At 61.4% G+C, this 22,811-nt stretch carries 16 protein-coding genes; 4 read left to right on the top strand and 12 right to left on the bottom strand.

What is annotated here, in order from left to right; genetic code table 11:
* Positions 1-36: 36 nt before the first annotated feature.
* From D8U82_RS20305 to prmA, 7 genes are all read right to left on the bottom strand, one after another.
* On the bottom strand, positions 37-2,814 hold the full coding sequence (locus tag D8U82_RS20305) for a hybrid sensor histidine kinase/response regulator (RefSeq protein ID WP_038861141.1): 2,778 nt from the start codon (positions 2,812-2,814) through the stop codon (positions 37-39).
* A gap of 99 nt (positions 2,815-2,913) precedes the next feature.
* Positions 2,914-4,209 (bottom strand): phosphoribosylamine--glycine ligase, encoded by a 1,296-nt coding sequence (gene purD, locus D8U82_RS20300; RefSeq protein ID WP_073471778.1) that lies wholly within the window; start codon positions 4,207-4,209, stop codon positions 2,914-2,916.
* Positions 4,210-4,360: 151 nt separating this feature from the next.
* Positions 4,361-5,968, bottom strand: a complete 1,608-nt coding sequence (gene purH / locus D8U82_RS20295; RefSeq protein WP_130902841.1) for a bifunctional phosphoribosylaminoimidazolecarboxamide formyltransferase/IMP cyclohydrolase — start codon at positions 5,966-5,968, stop codon at positions 4,361-4,363.
* An 83-nt stretch (positions 5,969-6,051) separates the two neighbouring features.
* Positions 6,052-6,372 carry a DNA-binding transcriptional regulator Fis gene (gene fis / locus D8U82_RS20290; RefSeq protein ID WP_002555375.1) on the bottom strand — a complete coding sequence of 107 codons (321 nt, stop codon included), beginning with the start codon at positions 6,370-6,372 and terminating at the stop codon, positions 6,052-6,054.
* A complete protein-coding gene (gene dusB / locus D8U82_RS20285; protein ID WP_016771866.1) occupies positions 6,369-7,379 on the bottom strand; it encodes a tRNA dihydrouridine synthase DusB in 1,011 nt (336 codons plus the stop codon). Before dusB ends, fis begins: the two co-directional genes overlap by 4 nt.
* Positions 7,380-7,563: 184 nt before the next feature.
* Positions 7,564-8,835, bottom strand: coding sequence for a DUF3426 domain-containing protein (locus D8U82_RS20280; RefSeq protein ID WP_130902840.1), 1,272 nt, complete (start codon positions 8,833-8,835; stop codon positions 7,564-7,566).
* A 30-nt stretch (positions 8,836-8,865) separates the two neighbouring features.
* On the bottom strand, positions 8,866-9,744 hold the full coding sequence (prmA, locus tag D8U82_RS20275; protein ID WP_122751734.1) for a 50S ribosomal protein L11 methyltransferase: 879 nt from the start codon (positions 9,742-9,744) through the stop codon (positions 8,866-8,868).
* Positions 9,745-9,938: 194 nt separating this feature from the next.
* On the opposite strand from prmA, the gene D8U82_RS20270 reads away from it, so the two are divergent.
* Positions 9,939-13,892, top strand: a complete 3,954-nt coding sequence (locus D8U82_RS20270) for a type III effector 1 (RefSeq protein ID WP_130902839.1) — start codon at positions 9,939-9,941, stop codon at positions 13,890-13,892.
* A 64-nt stretch (positions 13,893-13,956) separates the two neighbouring features.
* Here the strand turns inward: D8U82_RS20270 and accC are convergent, their stop codons facing one another.
* From accC to gcbA, 5 genes are all read right to left on the bottom strand, one after another.
* Positions 13,957-15,312: an acetyl-CoA carboxylase biotin carboxylase subunit gene (gene accC, locus D8U82_RS20265; protein ID WP_024011424.1), complete on the bottom strand. Its 1,356-nt coding sequence runs from the start codon at positions 15,310-15,312 to the stop codon at positions 13,957-13,959.
* Positions 15,313-15,329: 17 nt separating this feature from the next.
* A complete protein-coding gene (accB, locus tag D8U82_RS20260) occupies positions 15,330-15,788 on the bottom strand; it encodes an acetyl-CoA carboxylase biotin carboxyl carrier protein (protein WP_016771862.1) in 459 nt (152 codons plus the stop codon).
* Between the two features lie 24 nt (positions 15,789-15,812).
* Positions 15,813-16,268, bottom strand: coding sequence for a type II 3-dehydroquinate dehydratase (gene aroQ / locus D8U82_RS20255; RefSeq protein ID WP_016771861.1), 456 nt, complete (start codon positions 16,266-16,268; stop codon positions 15,813-15,815).
* A gap of 239 nt (positions 16,269-16,507) precedes the next feature.
* Positions 16,508-18,454, bottom strand: a complete 1,947-nt coding sequence (locus D8U82_RS20250; RefSeq protein ID WP_130902838.1) for a methyl-accepting chemotaxis protein — start codon at positions 18,452-18,454, stop codon at positions 16,508-16,510.
* A gap of 51 nt (positions 18,455-18,505) precedes the next feature.
* Entirely contained in the window at positions 18,506-20,176 is a 1,671-nt protein-coding gene (gene gcbA, locus D8U82_RS20245) for a diguanylate cyclase GcbA (protein ID WP_130902837.1), read from the bottom strand.
* Between the two features lie 415 nt (positions 20,177-20,591).
* Between gcbA and D8U82_RS20240 the strand changes: the two genes are divergently transcribed.
* The 3 genes from D8U82_RS20240 (at position 20,592) to D8U82_RS20230 (ending at position 22,778) form a co-directional block, all read left to right on the top strand.
* A complete protein-coding gene (locus tag D8U82_RS20240) occupies positions 20,592-21,659 on the top strand; it encodes a DUF2333 family protein (RefSeq protein WP_016771859.1) in 1,068 nt (355 codons plus the stop codon).
* 3 nt (positions 21,660-21,662) lie between these two features.
* Positions 21,663-22,220, top strand: coding sequence for an NUDIX hydrolase (locus D8U82_RS20235; protein ID WP_125926231.1), 558 nt, complete (start codon positions 21,663-21,665; stop codon positions 22,218-22,220).
* Positions 22,221-22,406: 186 nt separating this feature from the next.
* Positions 22,407-22,778: a translation initiation factor Sui1 gene (locus D8U82_RS20230; RefSeq protein WP_007914613.1), complete on the top strand. Its 372-nt coding sequence runs from the start codon at positions 22,407-22,409 to the stop codon at positions 22,776-22,778.
* Positions 22,779-22,811 lie beyond the last annotated feature (33 nt).

The raw sequence follows: 22,811 nt of genomic DNA, 5'->3' as shown, positions 1-22,811 counted from the left end.
GGGGGGAGTCTATCAGGCACCGGACAATCTGTCGGTTTACGACGGCTGGGTCGTGGCCCGGTTCTGCTGATCGCGTTCGGCGACCCAATGCTCGATCAGTTCACGCAGTTGCGACAGCTCCACCGGTTTGGACATGTGCCCGTCCATGCCGGCCTGGCGGGCGCGTTCTTTATGTTCGGCGAGAATGTGCGCGGTGAGGGCGACGATCGGTGTGCGGATGCGCTGATTGCTGACTTCCCAGGCGCGCAGTTGCTGCGTCGCGGAGAAGCCATCGAGGATCGGCATTTCGCAGTCCATCAGCACCAGGTCGTAACGCTGGGCCTTCATCGCTTGCAGCGCTTCTTCGCCATTGCTCGCGGTGTCCGGTTGCAGATTGAGCTTGCCGAGCATGCCGCGAATCACTTTGGTCGAAATGGTGTTGTCTTCGGCGACGAGGATGCGGAAGTCGCTCGGCACCTTGGCCGCTGTGGCCGCCGTAACGACCTGCGGCTGGAACACCACCTGGCCCTTGTTGCGCTGATTGAGTTCGTCCGCCAGCGTGGTCTTGAGCGTATAACCGGCCACCGGTTTGGCCAGAATCCGTTTGATCCCGGAATTGCGCGCAATGATCTTGCTCGGCGCGTTGCTGATGCCGGTGAGCATGATCAGCAGAATGTCGTGGTTCAAGCTCGGGTCTTCCTTGATCTTCGCGGCCAGTTGCATGCCGGTCATGCCGGGCATGTTCTGGTCGAGCAGAACCACGTCGAAGTAATCGCGCAGGTGCGCCTTGGTGCGCAGCAGCGCCAGCGCTTCCTTGCCCGACGGCACGGCGCTGACATTCAGGCCCCAGGCGCTGCATTGCTGTACCAGCACTTTGCGACAGGTGTCGTTATCGTCGACTACCAGTACCCGTGCGCCTTGCAGCGGACTGTCCAGATCGGAGGTCGGATGTTCGAGGCGATCCGGGTCCAGCGGCAAGGTCAGCCACAAAGTGCTGCCCTGAGTGGCGCCGCTCTTGATGCCGAACTCGCCTTGCATCAGACGAATCAGTTGGCGCGCAATCACCAGGCCGAGATTGCCGCCCAGGCGATTGGCCGAGAGGAAGTGCTTGCTGTGCAATTCGGCGTGCAGAAGCGCCTCGCGCTCTTCCGGCTCCATCGGCACGCCGCTGTCCTGCACGGCAATGCGCAGGCGCGGTTTGCTGCTGCGCTCGTCCAGTGCAACGACGATCAGCACTTCGCCTTCTTCGGTTTTCTTCAGGGCGTTTTCCAGCAGGCTCAGCAAGGTCTGGCGCAGGCGCGTCGGATCGCCGCTGATCACCCGTGGCACTTGCGGCTGGATGAAACTGATCAGCTCGACGTTCTGTTGCTCGGCCTTGGCCCGGTAGATGCTCAGACAATCATCGATCAGGGCGTTGAGGTCGAACTGCACGTCATCGAGTTCGATCTGCCCGGATTCGAGCTTGGAGATGTCGAGGATCTCGTTGATCAGCGTCAGCAGTTCGTTGCCGGCGCTGTGGATGGTCTGCACATAATCGCGTTGCTTGACCGACAGCGGCGTGCCCAGCAGCAGCTCGGTCATGCCCAGTACACCGTTCATCGGTGTGCGGATTTCGTGGCTGATCTTGGCGAGGAATTCGGCTTTGGCGTTGATTTCGGCGTTGCTTGCCGCGAGGTCGCGGCTGATGCTGAAACGGCTTTCGGTGATGCTGCGCTGTCGCTCGCCCAAGGCAATGCTCATCAGCAGGCCACTGATGCAGATGAACACCATCAGCGTCATGATCAGGCCTTGCGGCGTGACCAGTGTCAGCCCCAGCAGCGCCGGCAGGATAACCAGCGTGCCGATGTTGAACACGACCATGGCGGCGACGAACAGACGCGCCGGGCGATAGCCTTTTTGCCAGTGATAGAAGCCCACCAGCAACATGCTCAGGCCGGCCAGTGCGACCAGTGCGTAGGTGATGATGTTCAGCGGCAAGGTGTTGACGAACAGCAGCAACAGGCTGCACGTGACGATCAACAGAATGTCGCCCCACAGCAGTTTGTTCAGCGCGTGCTGGCCCAGTGGCGCAAAGAAGCGCAGGGCGAACATCAACCCGGCTGGAGCCGTCAGCAGCAATGCCAGATAAGCGCCCGGCGTCTGAATGGCTTGCCAGTTCGGCAGCCACGGACCGGCGAGGTTGAGCAACAGGAACAGACTCAGCCCCAGCAGGCCCTCACAGATCGCCAGCCACAGACTGCTGCGCGAGCGCGAGTAGGCGTAGCGCACCAGGTTGTGCAGCAGGAGCATGGCGAGGCAGCCGAACAGCAGGCCGAAAATCAGCGTCTGCTTCTGATCGGCGGCGCCTTCGATTGCCGCTTGCAGGGTGATGTGCGGGCGCAGCTGATGGCCGGAAACCATGCGTACGTAGACGTCCAGCGGCTTGTCAGCCTGGGGCAGCGGCAGCATGAAATCGCTGCTCGGCAACGGATGTTCGGCCTGCGGTCGTTCGTTGCCGGTATTGCGTTGCTCGATCAGCCGGTCGCCGTCGAGCACGTAGAGATTGAGTTGGGACAGGTCGGGGGCAAAGATGCGCAGCACTTGTTCGTGCTTGCCCGGCGCCAGTTTGAAGCGCAGCCACAGGGCGCCGTCGGGTTCGGCCGCGGTCAGGCGGTCAAGCTCGATGGGGCTGAATTGATTGGTGTAGCGAGCGGAGCGGATGTCGCTCAGTTGCAGGATGCCCTGATCGTCAAGCAATACCGACCAGCCACTGCCTTGCGCGGCCTGGGCCGGGAGCATGCAGAGCAAGGTCATCAGCGTGACGGTGAAGCTTATGGCAATCCTGAGCCAGCGCACGGCGAAATCCCTTCGTAGGTTGATGCCAGAATATAACGATGCGCGACGACCGAACAGCCCGGCGAGGAATGGCATCCCGCGCCGGGCCTGATGGATCGCTTACTCCTGGGTTTCGCCGCGTTCACGGGCAATGGCGCGGTAGCCGATGTCCTTGCGGTAGAAGCAGCCTTCCCAGTCGATGGCAGCGGCCAGTTTGTAGGCCTGCTGCTGAGCTTCGCCGACGGTGGCGCCCATGGCAGTGGCACACAGTACACGACCACCGGCAGTTACGACCTGTCCGTCTTTCAGCGCGGTGCCGGCGTGGAAGACTTTGCCTTCCAGAGCTGCCGCCGCGTCCAGACCGTTGATCGCTGCGCCTTTGGCGTAGTCGCCCGGGTAGCCGCCAGCAGCCAGAACGATGCCAACGCTCGGACGCGGATCCCACTGTGCTTCGATCTTGTCCAGCGCTTGCGCCAATGCGGCTTCAACCAGCAACACCAGGCTCGATTGCAGACGCAGCATCACCGGTTGGGTTTCCGGATCGCCGAAGCGGCAGTTGAACTCGATGACTTTCGGGTTACCGGCCTTGTCGATCATCAGACCGGCATAGAGGAAACCAGTGTAGACGTTACCTTCGTCGGCCATGCCGCGCACGGTCGGCCAGATCACCTGATCCATCACGCGCTGATGCACGTCGGCGGTGACCACCGGGGCAGGGGAGTAGGCACCCATGCCACCGGTGTTCGGGCCGCTGTCGCCGTCGCCGACGCGTTTGTGGTCCTGGCTGGTGGCCATCGGCAGCACGTTCTTGCCGTCGACCATGACGATAAACGAAGCTTCTTCGCCGTCGAGGAATTCTTCGATCACCACACGTGAACCGGCGTCGCCAAACGAGTTCCCCGCGAGCATGTCACGCACGGCGTCTTCGGCTTCGGCCAGGGTCATGGCGACGATTACGCCTTTGCCAGCAGCCAGGCCATCGGCCTTGATCACGATCGGCGCGCCTTTCTCACGCAGATAAGCCAGGGCCGGCTCGATCTCGGTGAAGTTCTGGTAATCGGCGGTCGGGATCTTGTGGCGCGCGAGGAAATCCTTGGTGAAGGCTTTCGAGCCTTCCAGTTGCGCAGCACCGGCGGTCGGACCGAAGCAGTCCAGGCCACGGGAGCGGAACAGATCGACGACGCCAGCCACCAGCGGCACTTCCGGGCCGACGATGGTCAGGGAAACGTTCTTTTCAGCGAAGTCGGCCAGTTGCTCCAGCGCCAACACGTCGATGGCAACGTTCTCGCACTTGGCTTCAATGGCAGTGCCAGCGTTGCCCGGTGCAACGAAAACCTTCTGCACACGCGGATCCTGAGCCACTTTCCAGGCCAGAGCGTGTTCACGGCCACCGCTGCCAATGATCAAAACATTCATTTCAAAAACCTCGGATGACGCTAATTCTGTGGGGGCTGATCGTTCCCACGCTCCGCGTGGGAATGCCTCTACGGACGCTCCGCGTCCGAGGGACGCGGAGCGTCCCGGGCTGCGTGCCCACGCAGAGCGTGGGTACGATCAAGCAAAATAATCAGTGACGGAAGTGGCGCATGCCGGTGAATACCATTGCGATGCCGGCTTCATCAGCAGCAGCAATCACTTCGTTGTCACGCATCGAACCGCCCGGCTGGATCACCGCAGTGATGCCAACCTTGGCCGCGTTGTCGAGGCCGTCGCGGAACGGGAAGAATGCATCGGACGCCATGACCGAACCGGCGACCTGCAAACCGGCGTGCTCAGCCTTGATCGCGGCGATGCGGGCCGAGTTGACGCGGCTCATCTGGCCGGCGCCGACACCGATGGTCTGGCGATTCTTGGCGTAGACGATGGCGTTGGATTTGACGTACTTGGCGACTTTCCAGGCGAAGATCAGGTCGTGGATTTCCTGTTCGGTCGGCGCGCGTTTGGTCACCACTTTCAGGTCATCGGCGCTGATCATGCCGATATCGCGGCTCTGCACCAGCAGGCCACCGTTGACGCGCTTGTAATCCCAGGCAGCGGCGCGCTCAGCCGACCATTCGCCGCAGGCCAGCAGGCGTACGTTGGCTTTCGCGGCAACAATGGCACGAGCTTCTTCGCTGACCGATGGGGCAATGATCACTTCAACGAACTGGCGCTCGACGATCGCTTTGGCGGTCTCGGCATCCAGTTCACGGTTGAAGGCGATGATGCCGCCGAACGCCGACTCGGTGTCGGTGGCGTAGGCCAGTTCGTAAGCCTGACGGATGCCGCCTTCAGCGTCCGGGCTGACCGCCACGCCGCACGGGTTGGCGTGCTTGACGATCACGCAGGCTGGCTTGACGAAGCTCTTCACGCATTCCAGCGCCGCGTCGGTGTCGGCGACGTTGTTGTAGGACAGTTCTTTGCCTTGCAGCTGGGTCGCGGTGGCGATGCCGACTTCGGCCGGCCTGGCTTCCACGTAGAACGCCGCGCTCTGGTGCGGGTTCTCGCCGTAGCGCATTTCCTGAGCCTTGATGAACTGGCTGTTGAAGGTGCGCGGGAATTCGCTGCGACCTTCAGTGCTCAAGGTTTCAGCGGCCTGGTTCACGGTGCCCATGTAGTTGGCGATCATGCCGTCGTAGGCGGCGGTGTGTTCGAAGGCCTTGAGCATCAGGTCAAAACGCTGAGCGTAGGTCAGGCCGCCGGCCTTGAGGTTTTCCAGGACGTTGGCGTAATCGCTGGCATTCACCACGATGGCCACGTCTTTGTGGTTTTTCGCTGCCGAACGGACCATGGTCGGCCCGCCGATATCGATGTTCTCGATGGCGGTCGGCAGGTCGCAGCCTGGCTTGTTGATGGTTGCTTCGAACGGGTACAGGTTGACCGCTACCAGATCGATCGGCTTGATGCCGTGCTCGTTCATGATCACGTCGTCGATACCGCGACGACCGAGGATGCCGCCGTGGATTTTCGGGTGCAGGGTTTTCACCCGACCGTCCATCATCTCGGCGAAACCGGTGTAATCCGCGACTTCCACTGCGGCAACGCCGTTGTCACGCAGCAGCTTGAACGTTCCGCCGGTGGAGAGGATCTCGACGCCCAGAGCTTCGAGCTCCTTGGCGAATTCGAGGATCCCGGTCTTGTCGGAAACGCTGATCAAGGCGCGGCGGATCGGCAGGCGGGTAGTCTGGTCGGTCATCTCAATTTCCATCAAAAGCAAAGGAAGTCAGCAAAAAAGGCGACCGTTTTTTACGCGGGCGCCTTTCTGGTTTGATTGAATGCTTACAGCAGATCGTACTGCTTGAGTTTCTTGCGCAGCGTGCCGCGGTTCAGTCCCAGCAGCTCACTGGCCTTGGTCTGGTTGCCCTTGACGTAGTTCATCACGCTTTCGAGCAGGGGCGCCTCGACTTCGGACAGCACCAGGTTGTACACATCCGTGACGGACGCGCCCTCAAGGTGGGCGAAATAATTGTGCAGCGCCTTCTCGACACTCCCGCGAAGGGTCTGGCCTTCTTCGCTCGGCGTGTTGAGGTGCTGTTTCAAATTCACGTTGTCGCTCACGGGTGTTGTTCCACTCACTAAAGTCTCGGTCATCATCGTCATGCGGCCACCCCTTCTTCGTCCCCTGTCAGGCTCTTGTAACGCTCGGCGAAGAACTCCCGAACGTCGGCGCATTGTGTTTCCGTACCATCCAAACGATTGAAACGGGCGCGAAACTCCCTGGCGCCCGGCAAGGTTGCGAGATACCAGCCCACATGCTTGCGGGCAATGCGCACGCCCATCACGTCGCCATAGAAGGCGTGAAGGGCAGCCAGATGCTCCAGCAGGATGCGTTCCACTTCGCTCAGTTCCGGCGCGGGCAATTTCTCGCCGGTGCGCAGGAAGTGATCGATCTCGCGAAAAATCCATGGCCGCCCTTGAGCGGCCCGGCCTATCAGCAGGCCATCGGCACCGGTCGCATCAAGCACGTATCGGGCCTTTTCCGGCGAATCGATATCGCCATTGGCAAACACCGGGATCGACACCGCCTGCTTGATCGCGGCAATCGTGTCGTACTCGGCTTCCCCTGTGTACAGATCGGCGCGCGTACGGCCATGTACGGCCAGCGCTGTGATCCCGGCCTGTTCGGCGATCTTCGCCACGTTCAGACCGTTCTTGTTCTCGCGATCCCAGCCGGTGCGGATCTTCAGGGTGACCGGCACATCAACCGCGGCCACTACGGCCTGCAGGATCTCGGTCACCAGTGCTTCGTCTTTCAGCAACGCGGAGCCGGCGGCCTTGTTGCAGACCTTCTTTGCCGGGCAACCCATGTTGATATCGATAATCTGTGCGCCCAACTCGACGTTGGCCCGTGCCGCATCGGCCAGCATCTGCGCGTCGCCACCGGCGATCTGCACCGAGCGCGGCTCGGGATCGCCTTCGTGGATCATGCGCATGCGCGACTTGCGGGTATTCCACAGGCTCATGTCGCTGGTGACCATTTCCGAGACTACAAGCCCTGCGCCCAGACGCTTGCACAGCTGACGAAAGGGCTGGTCGGTGACGCCCGCCATCGGGGCGAGAATCAAACCGTTCTGCAATGTATATGGGCCGATGCGTACCGCCGACATAGGACTTCCCTGAAGTGGGGCCGGATCATGAGAGTTCGAAAAAGGGTGGGCATGATACCCGCTCTCGATGACTGGTTAAAGGCTGAATTGAACAAAATCTGAACAGTTATTCTGTTATCGCCAACGGTTTGGTCGGCTGCGATCAGTCAGAAAAATGCCGTCAATCGGGAAACGCTGAAGCGGTTCATTCCGGTGAGTGGAAGTTCAGGCTGTAATTCACCGCTTTCGGCCCCGGATCGAGAATATCCAGGGCGATGTGGATCGGCGTCTGCGGCGGCATTTCCGCGAGGCCCTCGAGATCGCCGCTCAGGTACTCGCCGGCTTTGAAGCGACGACTGGCGATCAAATGACCGTTGAGGTCGGCGAAGCGCAGTTCGAGCAAGGGGAACGGCTGGGAAAACGTCGCTCGGTTGTAAATGATCGCATCGACCACCAGTGCCCCGCTGAACTCGGGATGGCTGCGCACCACCAGGTTGCTGCTCTTGATTTTGCCGATATCGACCTTGGACGGCACGGTGCAGCCGATCTGCGGGCAGATCTGCTGGAACCACGGTCGGTATTGATCCTGCCGCGCCAGTTCCTCGAAGTGATAGGCAACGTACTGAGCGGCAAGGCCGGCGGCGGCCAATACCACCAGCACCAGCCAGAGCAGGCGCCGGCCCCAGGGCGAGCGGCGTTGCTGCCAGTCCAGTTGCAGCGGGTCGTCGGTCAGATCCTGCAGGACCTCGGCGCGCACGCCGGGCTCGGCCCGTTCGCGTTTTTTGCGCGGCGAGGTGATCAATGGCAGATCGTCGTCATCGCTGTCGTCGCTGGCCGAGAAGCGTTCGCGGCGGGCGGTCGGGTCAATCGGATCGTGCAGGCGCAGTTGCGGGATCGGCGGCTCGTCATCCAGATCCACCGGTTCCAGTGATAACGAGGGTTCGGTGCGCTCGGGTTCGAGGGTTTCGACGCCGTCGATATCCGGCTCGATATCTGGTTCGACATCCGGCGCTGCGCTGCGCTCATCGGCAGGCTCGCTGAACAGGCTGTCGGGCCATGTGCCTTCGTCCGGTTCCTGGCTGTCGCGCCGGGCGCTCAAGGATTCTTCGCGGGTACGGCCGAATTCGGCGGCCGGCTGGATTTCGCGCTGTTCGAGGCGGGCGAGTTCTTCGTCCAGATCGAGGCTGTCCAGATCCAGTTCCGACGCGCTCCATTGCTTCTGGCTGATGGCGCGCGGCGCGGGGATCTGTTCGACGACCGCAGAATCGCTGACAGGCGCGGGCGTTTCAGGCAGCGCTGGTGCGAGCGGCGTCACCGTGTCCTTGCCAGAATGTTGCTCGAGCAGCTGCTTGGCGGCATTGAACACTTGCAGGCAGGAGCCGCAACGAACCACGCCGCGCGCCACGCTCAACTGAGCATGGTTGACGCGGAAACTGGTCTGGCAATGCGGGCATTGGGTGACGAAACTGTCGGTCATGCGGCGATCCGGTTCAGGCAAGCGGTCATTTTAGCGCCGACGCCCGGTGATGCGCACCCAGCCGTCGCGATTGGCGATCGGGTCGAGCTCGAAGTCCTGCGCATAAGCTGCCGCTACTTCTTCGCCCTGCTCGGCGAGAATGCCCGACAGCGCCAGGCGCCCACCGCTCTTGACCAGGCTGGACAGCTGCGGTGCCAGCGACACCAGCGGGCCGGCGAGAATATTGGCCACCAGCACGTCGGCCGGAACCGGCGGCAGATCCTCGGGCAGGTACAGCGGGAACAGCTCATCGGCAATGTTGTTGCGCCCGGCGTTGTCGCGCGAGGCTTCCAGCGCTTGCACGTCGATGTCGGTGCCCACGGCTTCCTTGGCGCCGAGCAGCAGGGCGGCAATCGCCAGAATCCCCGAGCCACAGCCGAAATCCAGCACGTGGCAGTCTTTCAGATCTTGACCGTCGAGCCATTCCAGGCACAGTGCGGTGGTCGGGTGGGTGCCGGTGCCGAACGCCAGGCCCGGGTCCAGCAGCAGATTGACTGCGTCAGGCTCGGGTGCGGCGTGCCAGCTCGGCACGATCCACAGGCGCTGGCCGAAACGCATCGGCTCGAAACCGTCCATCCAGCTGCGTTCCCAGTCCTGGTCTTCGATCACTTCGCTGTGATGTTCGGGCAACGGGCTGCCGGTCAGCAATTCCAGATGGGCCAGCACCGGTTCCGGTTCGGTACCGCCTTCGAACAGCGCCAGCAAGTGGGTGTGCGACCACAGCGGCGTGGTGTTGAGTTCCGGTTCGAAGATCGGCTGGTCTTCGGCGTCCATGAAAGTCACCGACACGGCGCCGACTTCGAGGAATGCGTCCTCGTAGGTTTCGGCTTGTTCCGGGGTGATGGCGAGACGGACTTGCAGCCAAGGCATGGCGGGCACCTTTGAAAATCTGTGGGGCAGCCCGAAGCTGCAAAAGCGCGCAGTTTACGCCAGGTCGCCGGCAAAGTGGACACACCGCTTGGCTGTTACACATTCGAGCCCGCGATATACATATGTATGGCCTGAGCACTTTTGTCGGCAAATAGAGTGAGCGCTCATCTCTACGCAACAAAAGGCTGGACGACATGGCGGATCAACAAGGAACTGTAGAAGAAAAACCACCGATAGCCGCTGCGTCTACGGGGTCGGTGCAGGAGATCCTGCTGCGCATCACGCGCTGGCAGGTGATGATCGACAAGCGCTTGAACAGCCAGATGACGTTGCTCGAGGCGCTGGAGCATTTCGCATTGACTGAACTGCGCAGGCATTACCCGGACGGTCATTTCGCCCCGGGCTTTGTGGTTGCCCTGCTTGACGCCATTCTGCAAAAGCTTATCGACGGCCGGCCAGTCATGTTCCTGGCGCTCCAGGACGCTCCATTTCGCTGGCCTGGGGGCGCCGATCCCGGTTTGCCGTCCAGCCGTCATGAGCATGTGATCCGGACGGTGGATAGCGTTTCGTTGCACTTCCTCGACCAGTACAAGAAATACCTGCGAGAACATTGGGCGACAAAAGGGCGGGAGGCGTTGTTCGATCGCCTGATCAAACGCAAGCTGCGGCGCTATATCAAAGACATCGAGTTGCTGTTGCGCCGTGACCAACTGGCTGGTCTGACACTGGATCAATTGCGCAGCAAAATCGACCGGGTGCAGGCCCGCAGCACGCGTCGGTACCGATTGACCGCCCTGGCAACCGGTGCAGAGAAAAAGATTCTCGAGGCGCATTCCTTTGCGCAACTGCCGTCATGGATGAAGGCGCTGAAGGAGCCGGATCGCGCCTTGTTGCGTGATTATCAGGAGCAGACCTCACTGGCCCAGGCAGCACTCGATGACCTGCTGCTGGGCTACGGCTCGTTGCGCGGCTTTGCCCGCCAGCAGGCCATCGAATACATTCAGCTCAAGCTCGACATGACGGTTGAACCGGACCGGATCGACGTGCGGCTCAGATGGCGCTCGGCGGTCGGTGAGCCGACCCACAATCGCAGCCTCAGTGACCTGCTGGCATGCGGGCCGATCGGGCAGGACTTCGCAGCGGTACTGGAGATCAGCAGTCCTGCGCCATTGCGCAACCAGTCAATGAAGCCGACATTCATTGCCGACATGCTGGCGGAACAGGATTATCCGGCGGACTACCTGCGAGCCCTCGCCGAGCAGTACCAGCGCACGGAAGTGCAAAAGGCACTTGTCGACTGGTTTGCCGCACGGCTTCGGCAGAGCGCATTCGTCGCGCGCTGCGCAGCTCATCTGTCGGATTCCGACCATGAGCGTCTCGAGCAGATGTGGTCTGGGCAAACCACAAAGAAACCGTTGCAAGTGGCCGCATTGACACTGCCCAACGGCATGCAATGCGCCGATCTTCTGGTGTTCTACCAGGCAGAGACTGAGCAAGCGGTGAATAACCTGGTGCTGTACGCGCCCAACAAGCCGGACGGTCAGGAGTGGGTCCGGTTACCTTCGATCGCGGCGTTGACCGGCGAAGTATGGAGCTGGACACAGAGCGAATCCGGTCGCGAGTATCTGTTGCAGCAACTTTCGCCGGCTGCACATCACCCTGCACGGGATTATCTGTTGGCCGCTGCGGCCAGCCCCGCTCTCTGGGGCATGCAGAGTGACCTTCGCCGAGCGCCCCTGCCGTTCACCGAATGCGTCGAAGCCGCTGCAAAAATGGGCCTGGCAAACAACCTGCAGCGGGTCGAGCAGGACAACTCGCTGCGCTGGTACACGACGCTCGGGCTCGAGGCTCGCCGGCGCATCAGCAGTCTGAATCAGGAACTGATCGTTCATCAGCAGGTGTTCAACGAGCTGCTGGGCGGTTTCGAGGTTTTTGTCGATTTCGCCAGGCGCACGGTTGCCGCAGCGATCACGCCCTATATGCGCAGCAAGAACGTGCTGGAACCGGTCGATCCGGCCACCGTGTTGATCGATTACAACCCTGGCGTCGCCGACCGCAGGAAGCAGCAGGTGGCCACGCTGCTCGACCTGGCCATTCACGGCTACGATGACAACTCCGGCATCGAACATCCGAAAAAAGGCGTGCGATCGTCGGTCGGCCAGGATCTGAGCCAGGTGCGCAGCGCCGATCTGGCGCTGTATCTGCGCCGGGCGTGGCTGGGTGAAAAATACGCCAGCGAGATCCGTGGCAAATATCTCGACCCGCGTGATGCTGCCTACGAACCGCGTCGTTTTGCCTACCGCAACGTGCTGCTGTCAAAGATGGACCGGGATTTGCGCGTGGCCAGAAGTCAGGCGCGATTGAGCGACGCGGTGTATTCAGCGCTGGTCCGTCAGGTCTCTCTGTTGAGCCAGGTGCCAGCGCCGGATACGCATTTTCCGGGCGCGAGCATGGTTGAAAGTGACGGCGTGTTCAGGTTCACCGTGCGACATCACGTCGTGCTCGGGGTTTATGTCCTGACCTCGTTCAACCCCGAGCCGTCCTGGTGGCTGTACACGCCTGATGCGCCCGACGGCATTGTGGTGCGTGCGTATCAGTCACTGTTCGGCGACATCGCCGGCGCTTTGCATGACTACTTGATGGCGCGTACGCCGGTTGCCGCGCGCAGCATCGTGTCGCGCACCCTGTATGCGATAGCAGCAAAAAAACAACGCGTCGATACGCTGTACGAAGCGCAGCGCCTCATTGACGCGCGCAGCGAGTTCAATGCGTACATCGAGCGCGCGGTCACGGATGTGCAGGACATCACCACCAGCCGCGCGCAAATGATCGAACGCCAAGTGGTCAAGGGGCTGATGTTTGCAGCTGCACCGTTTTGCATGGTGTTCCCTCCGTTTGCCTTGCTGCTCGATGTCGTGTTCATCGCCGTCAGCGCCGGTCAGGCGGTCGCTGCGCATCTGGAGGGTGACGTCGATGGCGCGCTCGGCCACTGGCTGGAGGCGTCGTGGGGCGCGTTGTTCGCTATGGTCGGCGCCGGCAGTGCGATCAAGTGGCTGGGCGGTGCGGCCAGAAGTCTGAAGCACACCATGCGGCCGGTTTCGTTGTTGTCAGAGCGTCTGAACACCGTGGCTCCGCTGCGCAGGGAAGCACTGCCGGCGATCCGGGAAGTACGCTTCCATGCCAGGCAGGCCGTCAGCAAGGCGCCCGAGCGTTTGCAAAGGGTGACCGAAGAAGGCGTCTTTTTCGGCACATGGCGCAGTCCGCCCAGCGCTGCGCAGCCGCAACCGGCCTATTACATTCGCAACAAGGGCAAGTATTTCCTGGTCAGGGAAAATCCGCATTTTGGTGGGCTGAGCCTGGTCGATGCCCGTCGCCCGACCGCCATCTATCAGCAACCGATTCGGCTTGCTCCGGGGGGCAAGTGGACACACGCCAGGGTAGGGCTCACAGGTGGCAACGTGCGCAACCTTGGGCGCGTGAGCGATTTGAATGATGCTTTTCCTGGAGGTGTCGAGCCCGTGCTGAACCGCGGCGCGCTGCAGGGCGAAGCGGTGGTGGCGCATTTTCGTCCCGGATCGCCAGATAACTATCTGTTTTCGTTGAATGCGCAGAGTTGCGTCATCGCCTCGCTGTATAACCCGACGACAAGGGTGGGGGCGGTCATTCATTTTGATCACAATATTCGCCCGTTGATCGAGCGAAGTGTCACGCAGGTGCTGGAGCGTCTGGGGGGCGCACCGCAGAACATTCGCGCCACGCTGGTAGGTGGCGACTGGCTGTCGGCGGGCGCTGACATCGGCGGTCCGGTCAGGCGCGTGTTGCGCGAACAGGGCCTGCAGCCGACCTGGGATTACTGGTCGTACTCGTCGTGCCTGGGCAACAGCTATGGCGTGGTGCTGAATCTGAACAATGGAGTCTCGAGAGTGTTCAAGCATTCCTCTGGTCAGATTGGCAGGCTGTACGACCCGCTTATCGCCAGATCGAGCTATGCCAAGGACGGGCTCTCGGTACGTGCCCGACACTTTACGAGACGGTTCACCCGCAGGCCGTTACATGAAAACGCCGCAGGAGCGGTGGTCGATGATGCCGGCCTGCGGGCATCTGCCGCAATGGTCGAGCAGCAGGCGTTCTCCACGGTAATGCTCTGATGGGTTTGTTGCAGGCATAAAAAACCCGATCCGCAGGGATCGGGTTTTTCATGCCGCTTCAGCCTTACGACTGTTTGGCCAGCTTGTGCTCGAGGTAGTGAATGTTCACACCGCCCTTGCAGAAGCCTTCGTCACGAACCAGGTCACGGTGCAGCGGGATGTTGGTCTTGATCCCGTCGACCACGATTTCGTCCAGGGCATTGCGCATGCGTGCCATGGCTTCGTCGCGGGTTGCGCCGTAAGTGATCAGCTTGCCGATCAGCGAGTCGTAGTTCGGAGGTACGGCATAACCGCTGTACAGGTGCGAATCGACGCGAACGCCGTTGCCGCCTGGGGCGTGGAAATGCTTGACCGTGCCCGGGCTCGGCATGAAGGTCTTCGGATCTTCAGCGTTGATCCGGCACTCCAGCGAGTGACCGCGGATGACCACGTCATCCTGAGTGAACGACAGCTTGTTGCCAGCGGCGATGCTGAGCATCTCCTTGACGATGTCGATACCGGTGACCATCTCCGAAACCGGGTGCTCCACCTGAACACGGGTGTTCATTTCGATGAAGTAGAAACGGCCGTTCTCGTAGAGGAACTCGAAAGTACCGGCGCCACGGTAGCCGATGTCGATGCATGCCTTGACGCAGCGAGCCAATACTTCCTGGCGCGCCTTCTCGTCGATGCCCGGTGCCGGTGCTTCTTCGAGAACCTTCTGGTGCCGACGCTGCAGCGAGCAGTCGCGGTCGCCCAGGTGGATGGCGTGGCCCTGGCCGTCGGACAGTACCTGCACTTCGACGTGGCGCGGGTTGGTGAGGAATTTTTCCAGATAGACCATCGGGTTGCCGAACGCCGCACCTGCTTCGGAGCGGGTCAGTTTCGCCGAGGCGATCAGGTCTTCTTCCTTGTGCACCACACGCATGCCGCGACCACCACCGCCGCCGGCGGCCTTGATGATCACCGGGTAGCCGACTTCACGACCGATGCGCAGCGCCGTTTCTTCGTCTTCCGGCAGCGGGCCGTCAGAACCCGGAACGGTCGGTACGCCTGCTTCGATCATCGCGTGCTTGGCCGATACCTTGTCGCCCATCAGGCGAATGGTGTCGGCTTTCGGGCCGATGAAGGCGAAGCCGGAGTTCTCGACCTGCTCGGCAAAATCGGCGTTTTCCGCGAGGAAACCGTAGCCTGGGTGAATGGCGGTAGCGCCGGTCACTTCTGCGGCAGCGATGATGGCCGGAATGTGCAGGTAAGACTGAGCGGCGGACGCCGGGCCGATGCAGACGGATTCGTCTGCCAGACCCAGGTGCATCAGCTCTTTGTCGGCCTTGGAGTAAACGGCGACGGTCTTGATGCCCATCTCTTTGCAGGCACGCAGAATCCGCAGGGCGATCTCACCGCGGTTAGCGATCAGAACTTTTTCCAACTTCGCAGTCATCAAAGGCTCTCCGCGGTTCAAACGATGGTGAACAGCGGTTGGTCGTACTCAACCGGCTGGCCGTCTTCGACGAGGATGGATTCGATCACACCGCTGGTTTCAGCTTCGATGTGGTTCATCATCTTCATGGCTTCGACGATGCACAGGGTGTCGCCTTTCTTCACGGTCTGGCCGACTTCAACGAAGGCTGGCGAGGTTGGCGAAGATTTACGGTAGAAGGTGCCGACCATCGGCGAACGGGCCACGGTGCCGTTCAGCGCCGGTGCAGCAGCGGCGGCCGGAGCAGCGGCAGCGACTGGCGCGGCAGCAGGGGCAGCGGCCGGAGCCTGCATCGGGGCTGGCGCGTAGTACTGCTGCGCCGGGGTCTTGCTGTGACGGCTGATGCGTACGGACTCTTCGCCTTCCTTGATCTCGAGCTCGTCGATGCCGGACTCTTCCAGCAATTCGATCAGTTTCTTAACTTTACGGATATCCATGAATCATCAACTCCCAAGGGTCGGTCAGGGGCGTATAGCTTGGTGTTCAAGCTGCTCTAGTGCGGCCTCCAGGGCCAGTCGGTAACCGCTGGCGCCAAGGCCGCAGATCACTCCTACCGCTACATCGGAGAAGTAGGAGTGATGGCGGAAAGGTTCGCGCTTGTGCACGTTGGACAAATGCACTTCGATGAATGGGATGCTCACTCCCAGCAGCGCGTCACGTAATGCGACACTTGTGTGCGTAAAAGCCGCCGGATTGATCAGAATGAAGTCCACGCCTTCACCGCGCGCAGCGTGGATGCGATCGATCAATTCGTACTCGGCGTTGCTTTGCAGATGCAGCAGATGATGTCCGGCTTCGCGGGCGCGCCGCTCCAGATCCTGATTGATCTGCGCCAGGGTCGTCGACCCGTAGGTCCCCGGTTCCCGGGTGCCGAGCAGGTTCAGGTTGGGGCCGTGCAGCACCAATAGCGTTGCCATCTGCGTTGTCCTTGTTATCAATGAGCAGTCGTCAGAATCCGGCGACTATGCCGCAAAGCCTTTGTGACTGTCCAGTTCCATGCAATAGGCGGCACGATGGGCGATGTTTGCGCGAAATTTGTGACCGAGGATCAGGATCCGGTCACTTGTAATGACAGGGCCGCCGCCTCCGCGAGCAGGCTCGCTCCCACAGGGGTATGCATTCCAATGTGGGAGAGCCTGCTCGCGAAGGCGGTGTGTCAGACGCGAAAGGCCTGGACGGCTGTGTGCAGTTGGCCGCCGAGAATCAACAGGTTCTCGCCCTGTTCACGCCCCTGGCCGATGCGCAGCAGGTTATCCCCACCCAATTGATGAATGCGCTCGCTGTGATCGCGGATCTCGCTGACCGCGCCACTTTGCTGCGCAGTGACATCAGCGATGCGCACGGCGGTGTCGGCGATGGTCTGGATCGCGCCGACGATTTTGTCCAATGCACCGTCGGCCGCTTGCGCCTGACTGGCCGTGGCTTCGGCGTGTTCGACCTGCACGCGCATGCCTTCGACCGATTGTCGCGCGGCGGTCTGCAGGCCGGCGATCAGCGTCTGGATTTCTGCTGTGGCCCCGGCGGTGCGTTGTGCCAGCGAGCGCACTTCCTCGGCGACCACGGCAAAACCACGGCCCATCTCCCCGGCGCGGGCCGCCTCGATCGCGGCGTTCAGGGCGAGCAGATTGGTCTGGTCAGCAATCGAACGAATCACCGTCAGCACGCCGCCAATGGTTGCCGACTCTTCGGCCAGATGTTCGATCATCTGCGCATTGCCTTGAACTTCACCGACCAGCGCATGCAGCCCGGTCAGGCTCTGGCCGATCACCGTCTGGCCATGCTCGACGGCCAGTCCGGCATGACGGCTGGCGTCCGCAGCCTGCCGGGCATCGCCGGCCACTTGCTGAATGGTCGCCTCGAGTTCACCCAGCGAGTCGCGAATTAGCGCGGTATCGCCGGCCTGATGCTCGGCGCCGCTGTGCAAGTCATTGCTCAGTTCGGCGAGGGTGCGGCTGCTGCCTGCGACTTGCTCGGCGTTGCCGCGAATGGTGCCGACCAGGTCCACCAGATAGGCGCGCAAGCGGTTGAGCGACGCTTCGATATCGTGCAATTCGCGATTGGTCTTGCCCAGTTGGATGTCGCGACTGAAATCGCCCTCGGCCCAAGTCGACAATGCCGGGGCGAGGTTGGTCAGGGTGCGGGCGAGGCGCCGCTGCAAGGTGTCGATGAGCAGGGCGATCAGCAGAATCAGGCCAATCATCACTCCTTGCATCAGGCGCACTTCGCCCTGGATCTGCCCGTGTTGCGCGCGTACCACCGGTTCGAGACCGGCGATGGCGTGCTGCACGCTGGCGATTTTTTCGTGGGTGGCGGCGCTGAGATCGGCGCGTTTCTGGATCTGTTCGCGGGTGCGCGCCAGTTCCGCCGGATAGCGGCCAAGCAAGCTGTTCAGTTCGCGCTTAAGGGCGATACCGGCATCTTCAGCGGCGGCTTTGTCGGTGTTTTCGATGCCCATCAACGCGGCGAAATCGTCACTGCTCGATTCGTTGCTGGCGACCACACCGAGCAAGGGCAGGGCATCAATGGCTTCGGCCTGGGCGCGCATGTTGCTCACTTCGCGCTCGACATCGGCAGCCAGTTCACTGCGCCCGCTGCTGACCAGTTTGTCCCGCGCCAGCGACAGTTTGCCCAGATGCTGCGATGCGGCAAGCAGTGGCGCGAGGTAGGCGGCGTTGCCATTGGCGTAGGTGTTGAGCTGGTCGAGGCTGGCGCTGAGTTCGCGTTCGGCCTGCAACAGCAGCGCCTGCGGATCGCCGGCCAGTTTGCCGGCGGCGAGCAGGTCGGTTTTGCTGAACTCATCAAGGCTCGACAGGCTTGGCTGCACGGCGTCGGCCAGCGTCGGGGGCAGCTCACCCAGTTGCTTGTGCACGCTGTCGATAGCCTGGGCGGCGCTGCTCAGGCGCAGCGCGTCACCGCTGGCCAGATAATCCTCGACGTTGCGCGCCACTTCATTCTGAAATTGTTGCGACAGCCCCAGGTAACGCTCCATCAACAGATAGGGGCGTTCGAGGGCTTTTTGTGACCACCACAGCGTGGCGCCAAGGGCCACGCAGACGGCGACCAGCAGCAGAGTGTTGAGATTGGTGAGCAACTTCAGGCGCATGACGGCTACCAACGGCAGGAATGGTAAGCGCCTGAATTTATTGCGGTTCTATTACAGGGTTATGACCGATTCAGTGGATTCCGATGAAAAAGTGGCACTTTGCTTTGACTGGCGCGCGGTCTGCACCCGATTGCGTCCTGCACCCTTGGCGCGATACAGCGCCTCATCGGCCTGGCTGGCCATCATCAGGCTGTCGGAGTCATCGCACATTTCTACTACGCCGGCGCTGAACGTGCACCAGAGGTCCTGCGGCTGCGCCGGGTAATGAATTTCGGCGAAGCGCTGGCGAATCTCGTCGAGGACTTTGTGCGCCGCGTCGATATCGGTGTCGGGCATGACGATGGCGAACTCTTCGCCGCCGTATCGGCCAATAAAATCGGTCTTGCGCAACCGCTGCTTGAGAAACAGCGCCAGGCTCTTGATCACCCGGTCACCCATCGGGTGGCCATGGCTGTCGTTGACGCGTTTAAAGTGGTCGATGTCGAGCATGGCAAAGCTCAGCGGTTTGTTCTCGCGGCGGGCGCGGAACGAGCAGTCTTCGAGCAATTGCAGGATGTGCGTGTGGTTGTACAGGCCGGTGAGGCTGTCGCGGACCATCCGTGCTTTGAGGTTGCGCGCCCGAGCGGCGCGGTTGCGCACAGTGGTGATCAGGTGCCGCGGTTTGATCGGCTTGGTCAGGAAGTCATCGCCGCCCTCGCTCATGGCGTCGAGCTGCTTGTCCAGATCATCCTCGGCCGACAGGTAAATGATTGGCACGCTGACGTAGCGGTCATTGTGACGGATGACTTTGGCCAGCTCGGTGCCGGTGCAGGCCGGCATGTACATGTCGAGGATGATCAGGTCCGGCTGGAAATCCGCCAGTTCGGCCATTGCCTGAATCGGTTCGATCAGGGTGCGGGTGACAATCCCGGCGCTGTTGAGCAGGCGCTCGGTGTGCAAGGCCTGGGCGCGCGAGTCGTCGATGATCAGCACTTTATAGGGCTCGTACTGGGCGACGCAGGTCAGCACTTCGATTTTTTCCAGCAGGCTCGAGGCTTCGAGCGTGCCGGTGAGAAATTCCTGGCCACCGGCGCGCACGGCGGCGAGGCGGGTCGGGGTGTCGGTTTCGTGCAGGCTGAAGAACAGCAGCGGCAGCGGTTCTTCGAGGCCGACCTGAGCTTCGGCGGCGAGTTTCAGGCCGATGCCGGGGCCACTGAAATCCACGTCCATGACAATCGCCGCGGGCAAGCGCTCGACCATCGACGAGCGAAACGCCGCGACACTGTCCAGTGCCTGCGCGCTGAGGCCAAAGAATTCGAGCTGCTTGGCCAGGCGTTCGGCGCGGTCGTGATCCTGCAACATTACGTAGATCGGCTTGCGCAGCGGCGGCAGGAACGTCTGGTCGAGCTGGTCGCCATGGCGCAGGCCGGTGCGCGAAAGGCGCTGCATCAAGCGATTCAGATCAGTGATCAGGCCGCTGCTGAGGCGCCCACGGTTGGCATCCACCGCTTGCAACGACTGGCTGATGTGGTGCGCCAACTGAGTGTGTTCAGGCTGTTCGAAACGCTCGGCAAAACGCAGCAGACGCAGATTCGCCTCGCTCAGTTCGGCGAGATCGACGGTGGACCACTCACTGCGTTGCAGGCGCTGCCATATCTCAAGAATCTGACGTGCCTGATGAATTACCCGCTGGGCAAAGTGGTGCTTGAGACGCTCACGGCTGGGGTCTTCTGGCTCGGTCATATCCTGACTACTAGTTAGGGTGCATGCTGAGATCGACTGGTGGCTCTATGCTAGCACCTCTTTTCCCTTAGACGAGTGTCGTACGTCAATAATCTGCTGGACGACACGATTCAGTTTCTGACCGGGTGGTTTTCTCATGCACCTGCAGGTCAGTCAGATGCCCGAAATCCGGACGCTTGCCTTGAAGGGCAGGGCAGAACAGTCGGGAATTTGTACATCGCTGCTCGGGCCGAATCCAGATCAGAGTTCACTGCGTTGCTGGCGTTGCCGTATCAGGGAATCCCTTAGTGTGTCGCGAAGCGTCATCGGGCCGCACCATTTGCGGCTTATCGTTAGCGACGGGTGCCCGGCCTTGGCACGTTGTTGTATGGTTGTGGTCGAACCGTTGAACCCAAGTGATTGAAAGGATATCGCCATGCTGGACTGGAAAAACCGCGCGGGCAGCGCGCCTGAACGTGCCGCCGAGCCCAAGTCGGCCACCCGCAGCTATGTCGGCGGGCTGCTGTTCAGCCGGGCGCTGGCCACAGTGGTCGGTCTTTACTTGCTGGTCACCATCGCGCTGGGCTGGTACTGGAGCCAGGAACCGGAGCTGTTTCCGGTGGCGCAGAACGCCCAGGTCGCTGCCGAGAAAGAAGGCAAGCAAATGGTGGTCGGCTACACCACGGTCGAGACCCTGAAGACCGTTGCCGGCACCTTGCTCAACAAGCCGGGCGGTTACATTTCCAATGACCGTTTCCCGCCGGGTCTGTGGATGGACAACACGCCGAGCTGGGAATATGGCGTGCTGGTGCAGGTGCGTGACCTGACCCGCGCCCTGCGCAAGGATTTTGCCCGTTCGCAATCGCAGTCGGCCGAAGACGCCGATCTGGCCAAGGCCGAACCACGCTTCAACTTCGACAACAAGAGCTGGGTGCTGCCGTCCAGCGAGTCGGAATACCAGGAAGGCATCAACTCCCTGAGCCGTTATCAGTCGCGCTTGTCGGATCCGAATCAGAAAAACGCGCTGTTCTACGCCCGCGCCGACAACCTCAACAACTGGCTGGGCGATGTCGGTACCCGTCTCGGTTCGCTGTCGCAACGCCTGTCGGCCAGTGTCGGTCGGGTCAAGCTCAATACCGCGCTGAAGACCGAAGTTCCGGCAGTCGGCGAAGTGCCGCAGGTTGACGAAGAAGTCGTGGAAACCCCGTGGATGCAAATCGACAACGTGTTCTACGAAGCACGCGGTCAGGCCTGGGCGCTGTCGCATCTGCTGCGTGCCATCGAGGTCGACTTCGCCGATGTGCTGGCGAAGAAGAACGCCACCGTCAGCGTGCGCCAGATCATCCGTGAGCTGGAGGCTTCGCAAGAGCCGGTGTGGAGCCCGATGATCCTCAATGGCAGCGGTTTCGGCGTGTTGGCCAACCACTCGCTGGTCATGGCCAACTACATTTCCCGGGCCAACGCTGCGGTGATCGATTTGCGTCAACTGCTCAATCAGGGCTGATAGGTGAGCCAGAGCACAAGAGAGGCGGCCCATCGCGCCGCCTCGGACGCCGAACAGATCGCCTGGGTCGACGAGCAGGACAACTTGCTCGGCGCGCTGGTGCGCTCCGATTTGCGCGAGCGCGGGCTGATTGGCCGTGGCACCTACATCATGCTGTTCAATTCCGCCGGTGAGCTGTGCGTGCACCGGCGCACGTTGAGCAAGGCGATTTACCCCGGTTACTGGGATGTTGCCGCAGGCGGCATGGTTCAGGCCGACGAAAGTTATGCCGAGTCGGCGGCGCGCGAGCTTGCGGAAGAGCTGGGCGTCAGCGGCGTTGAACTCACCGCTCACGATCACTTCTACTTCGAAGACACCGGCAACCGCCTGTGGTGTTCGGCGTTTTCCGCCGTGTGGGACGGGCCGCTGAAATTGCAGCCGGAAGAAGTCCTCGAAGCGCGATTCATCCCTGTCGAACAGGTCATGCGCGAAATCAGCGAAAAGCCTTATTGCCCGGACTCTCTGGCCGCGCTGAAGCGCTATCTCAAGGCGCAGCAAAGCAACGTCGCAAAGAACACATGAATTGGCGCCGATTGGCACTTAGCAATCGCGATTTTTGCCGTTACACTGCGCGACCTTTTCAAACTGCACCGAACGCTTCCCAAAAAGCGCCGATGCAGTAGCGCTGCCCCTGCCTGAGTGGGGCTTCGCGGTCGCTGACCTTGCCCAAGGTTGCGATCAGTCTTTGTCCTCCCGAGAGGATTGCCGGTGGCCAAGAAAGCCGCATCCTTCGCCGCCCTGGGCGGCCTGGTATTTTCCACCGACGCAGGTCGTCATTGCCCGGAATGCAGCAAGCCGGTGGACGCCTGTATCTGCAAACAAACCGTGATCCCGGCCGGTGACGGCATTGCCCGCGTGCGTCGCGAAAGCAAGGGCCGTGGCGGCAAGACGGTGACCACCATCACCGGCGTGCCTCTGGCCGAAGACGCGCTCAAGGAGCTGGCGACGACGTTGAAGAAACGTTGTGGCACCGGCGGGGCGTTGAAGGACGGCATCATCGAAATCCAGGGCGATCACGTCGAGCTACTCTTGGCAGAGCTGATCAAGCACGGTTTCAAAGCGAAGAAGTCCGGCGGCTAGCAGCCTCTGTGAAACCCTCCGGCGGCTTGATCC

Origin of the sequence: Pseudomonas sp. Sample_23, assembly GCF_004307595.1 — a bacterium.
In the GTDB taxonomy this organism is placed as follows: Bacteria; Pseudomonadota; Gammaproteobacteria; order Pseudomonadales; family Pseudomonadaceae; genus Aquipseudomonas; species Aquipseudomonas atacamensis.
The sequence above is the reverse complement of the archived record's forward strand: the minus strand, read 5'-3'. Positions and strand labels throughout refer to the sequence as shown.

Excerpts from the sequence above, each read along its gene's own strand:
- purD (WP_073471778.1), bottom strand. The coding sequence starts at position 4,209 with ATGAATGTTTTGATCATTGGCAGCGGTGGCCGTGAACACGCTCTGGCC.
- purH (WP_130902841.1), bottom strand. The coding sequence starts at position 5,968 with ATGACCGACCAGACTACCCGCCTGCCGATCCGCCGCGCCTTGATCAGC.
- fis (WP_002555375.1), bottom strand. The coding sequence starts at position 6,372 with ATGACGATGATGACCGAGACTTTAGTGAGTGGAACAACACCCGTGAGC.
- dusB (WP_016771866.1), bottom strand. The coding sequence starts at position 7,379 with ATGTCGGCGGTACGCATCGGCCCATATACATTGCAGAACGGTTTGATT.
- D8U82_RS20280 (WP_130902840.1), bottom strand. The coding sequence starts at position 8,835 with ATGACCGACAGTTTCGTCACCCAATGCCCGCATTGCCAGACCAGTTTC.
- prmA (WP_122751734.1), bottom strand. The coding sequence starts at position 9,744 with ATGCCTTGGCTGCAAGTCCGTCTCGCCATCACCCCGGAACAAGCCGAA.
- D8U82_RS20270 (WP_130902839.1), top strand. The coding sequence starts at position 9,939 with ATGGCGGATCAACAAGGAACTGTAGAAGAAAAACCACCGATAGCCGCT.
- accC (WP_024011424.1), bottom strand. The coding sequence starts at position 15,312 with ATGACTGCGAAGTTGGAAAAAGTTCTGATCGCTAACCGCGGTGAGATC.
- accB (WP_016771862.1), bottom strand. The coding sequence starts at position 15,788 with ATGGATATCCGTAAAGTTAAGAAACTGATCGAATTGCTGGAAGAGTCC.
- aroQ (WP_016771861.1), bottom strand. The coding sequence starts at position 16,268 with ATGGCAACGCTATTGGTGCTGCACGGCCCCAACCTGAACCTGCTCGGC.
- D8U82_RS20250 (WP_130902838.1), bottom strand. The coding sequence starts at position 18,454 with ATGCGCCTGAAGTTGCTCACCAATCTCAACACTCTGCTGCTGGTCGCC.
- gcbA (WP_130902837.1), bottom strand. The coding sequence starts at position 20,176 with ATGACCGAGCCAGAAGACCCCAGCCGTGAGCGTCTCAAGCACCACTTT.
- D8U82_RS20240 (WP_016771859.1), top strand. The coding sequence starts at position 20,592 with ATGCTGGACTGGAAAAACCGCGCGGGCAGCGCGCCTGAACGTGCCGCC.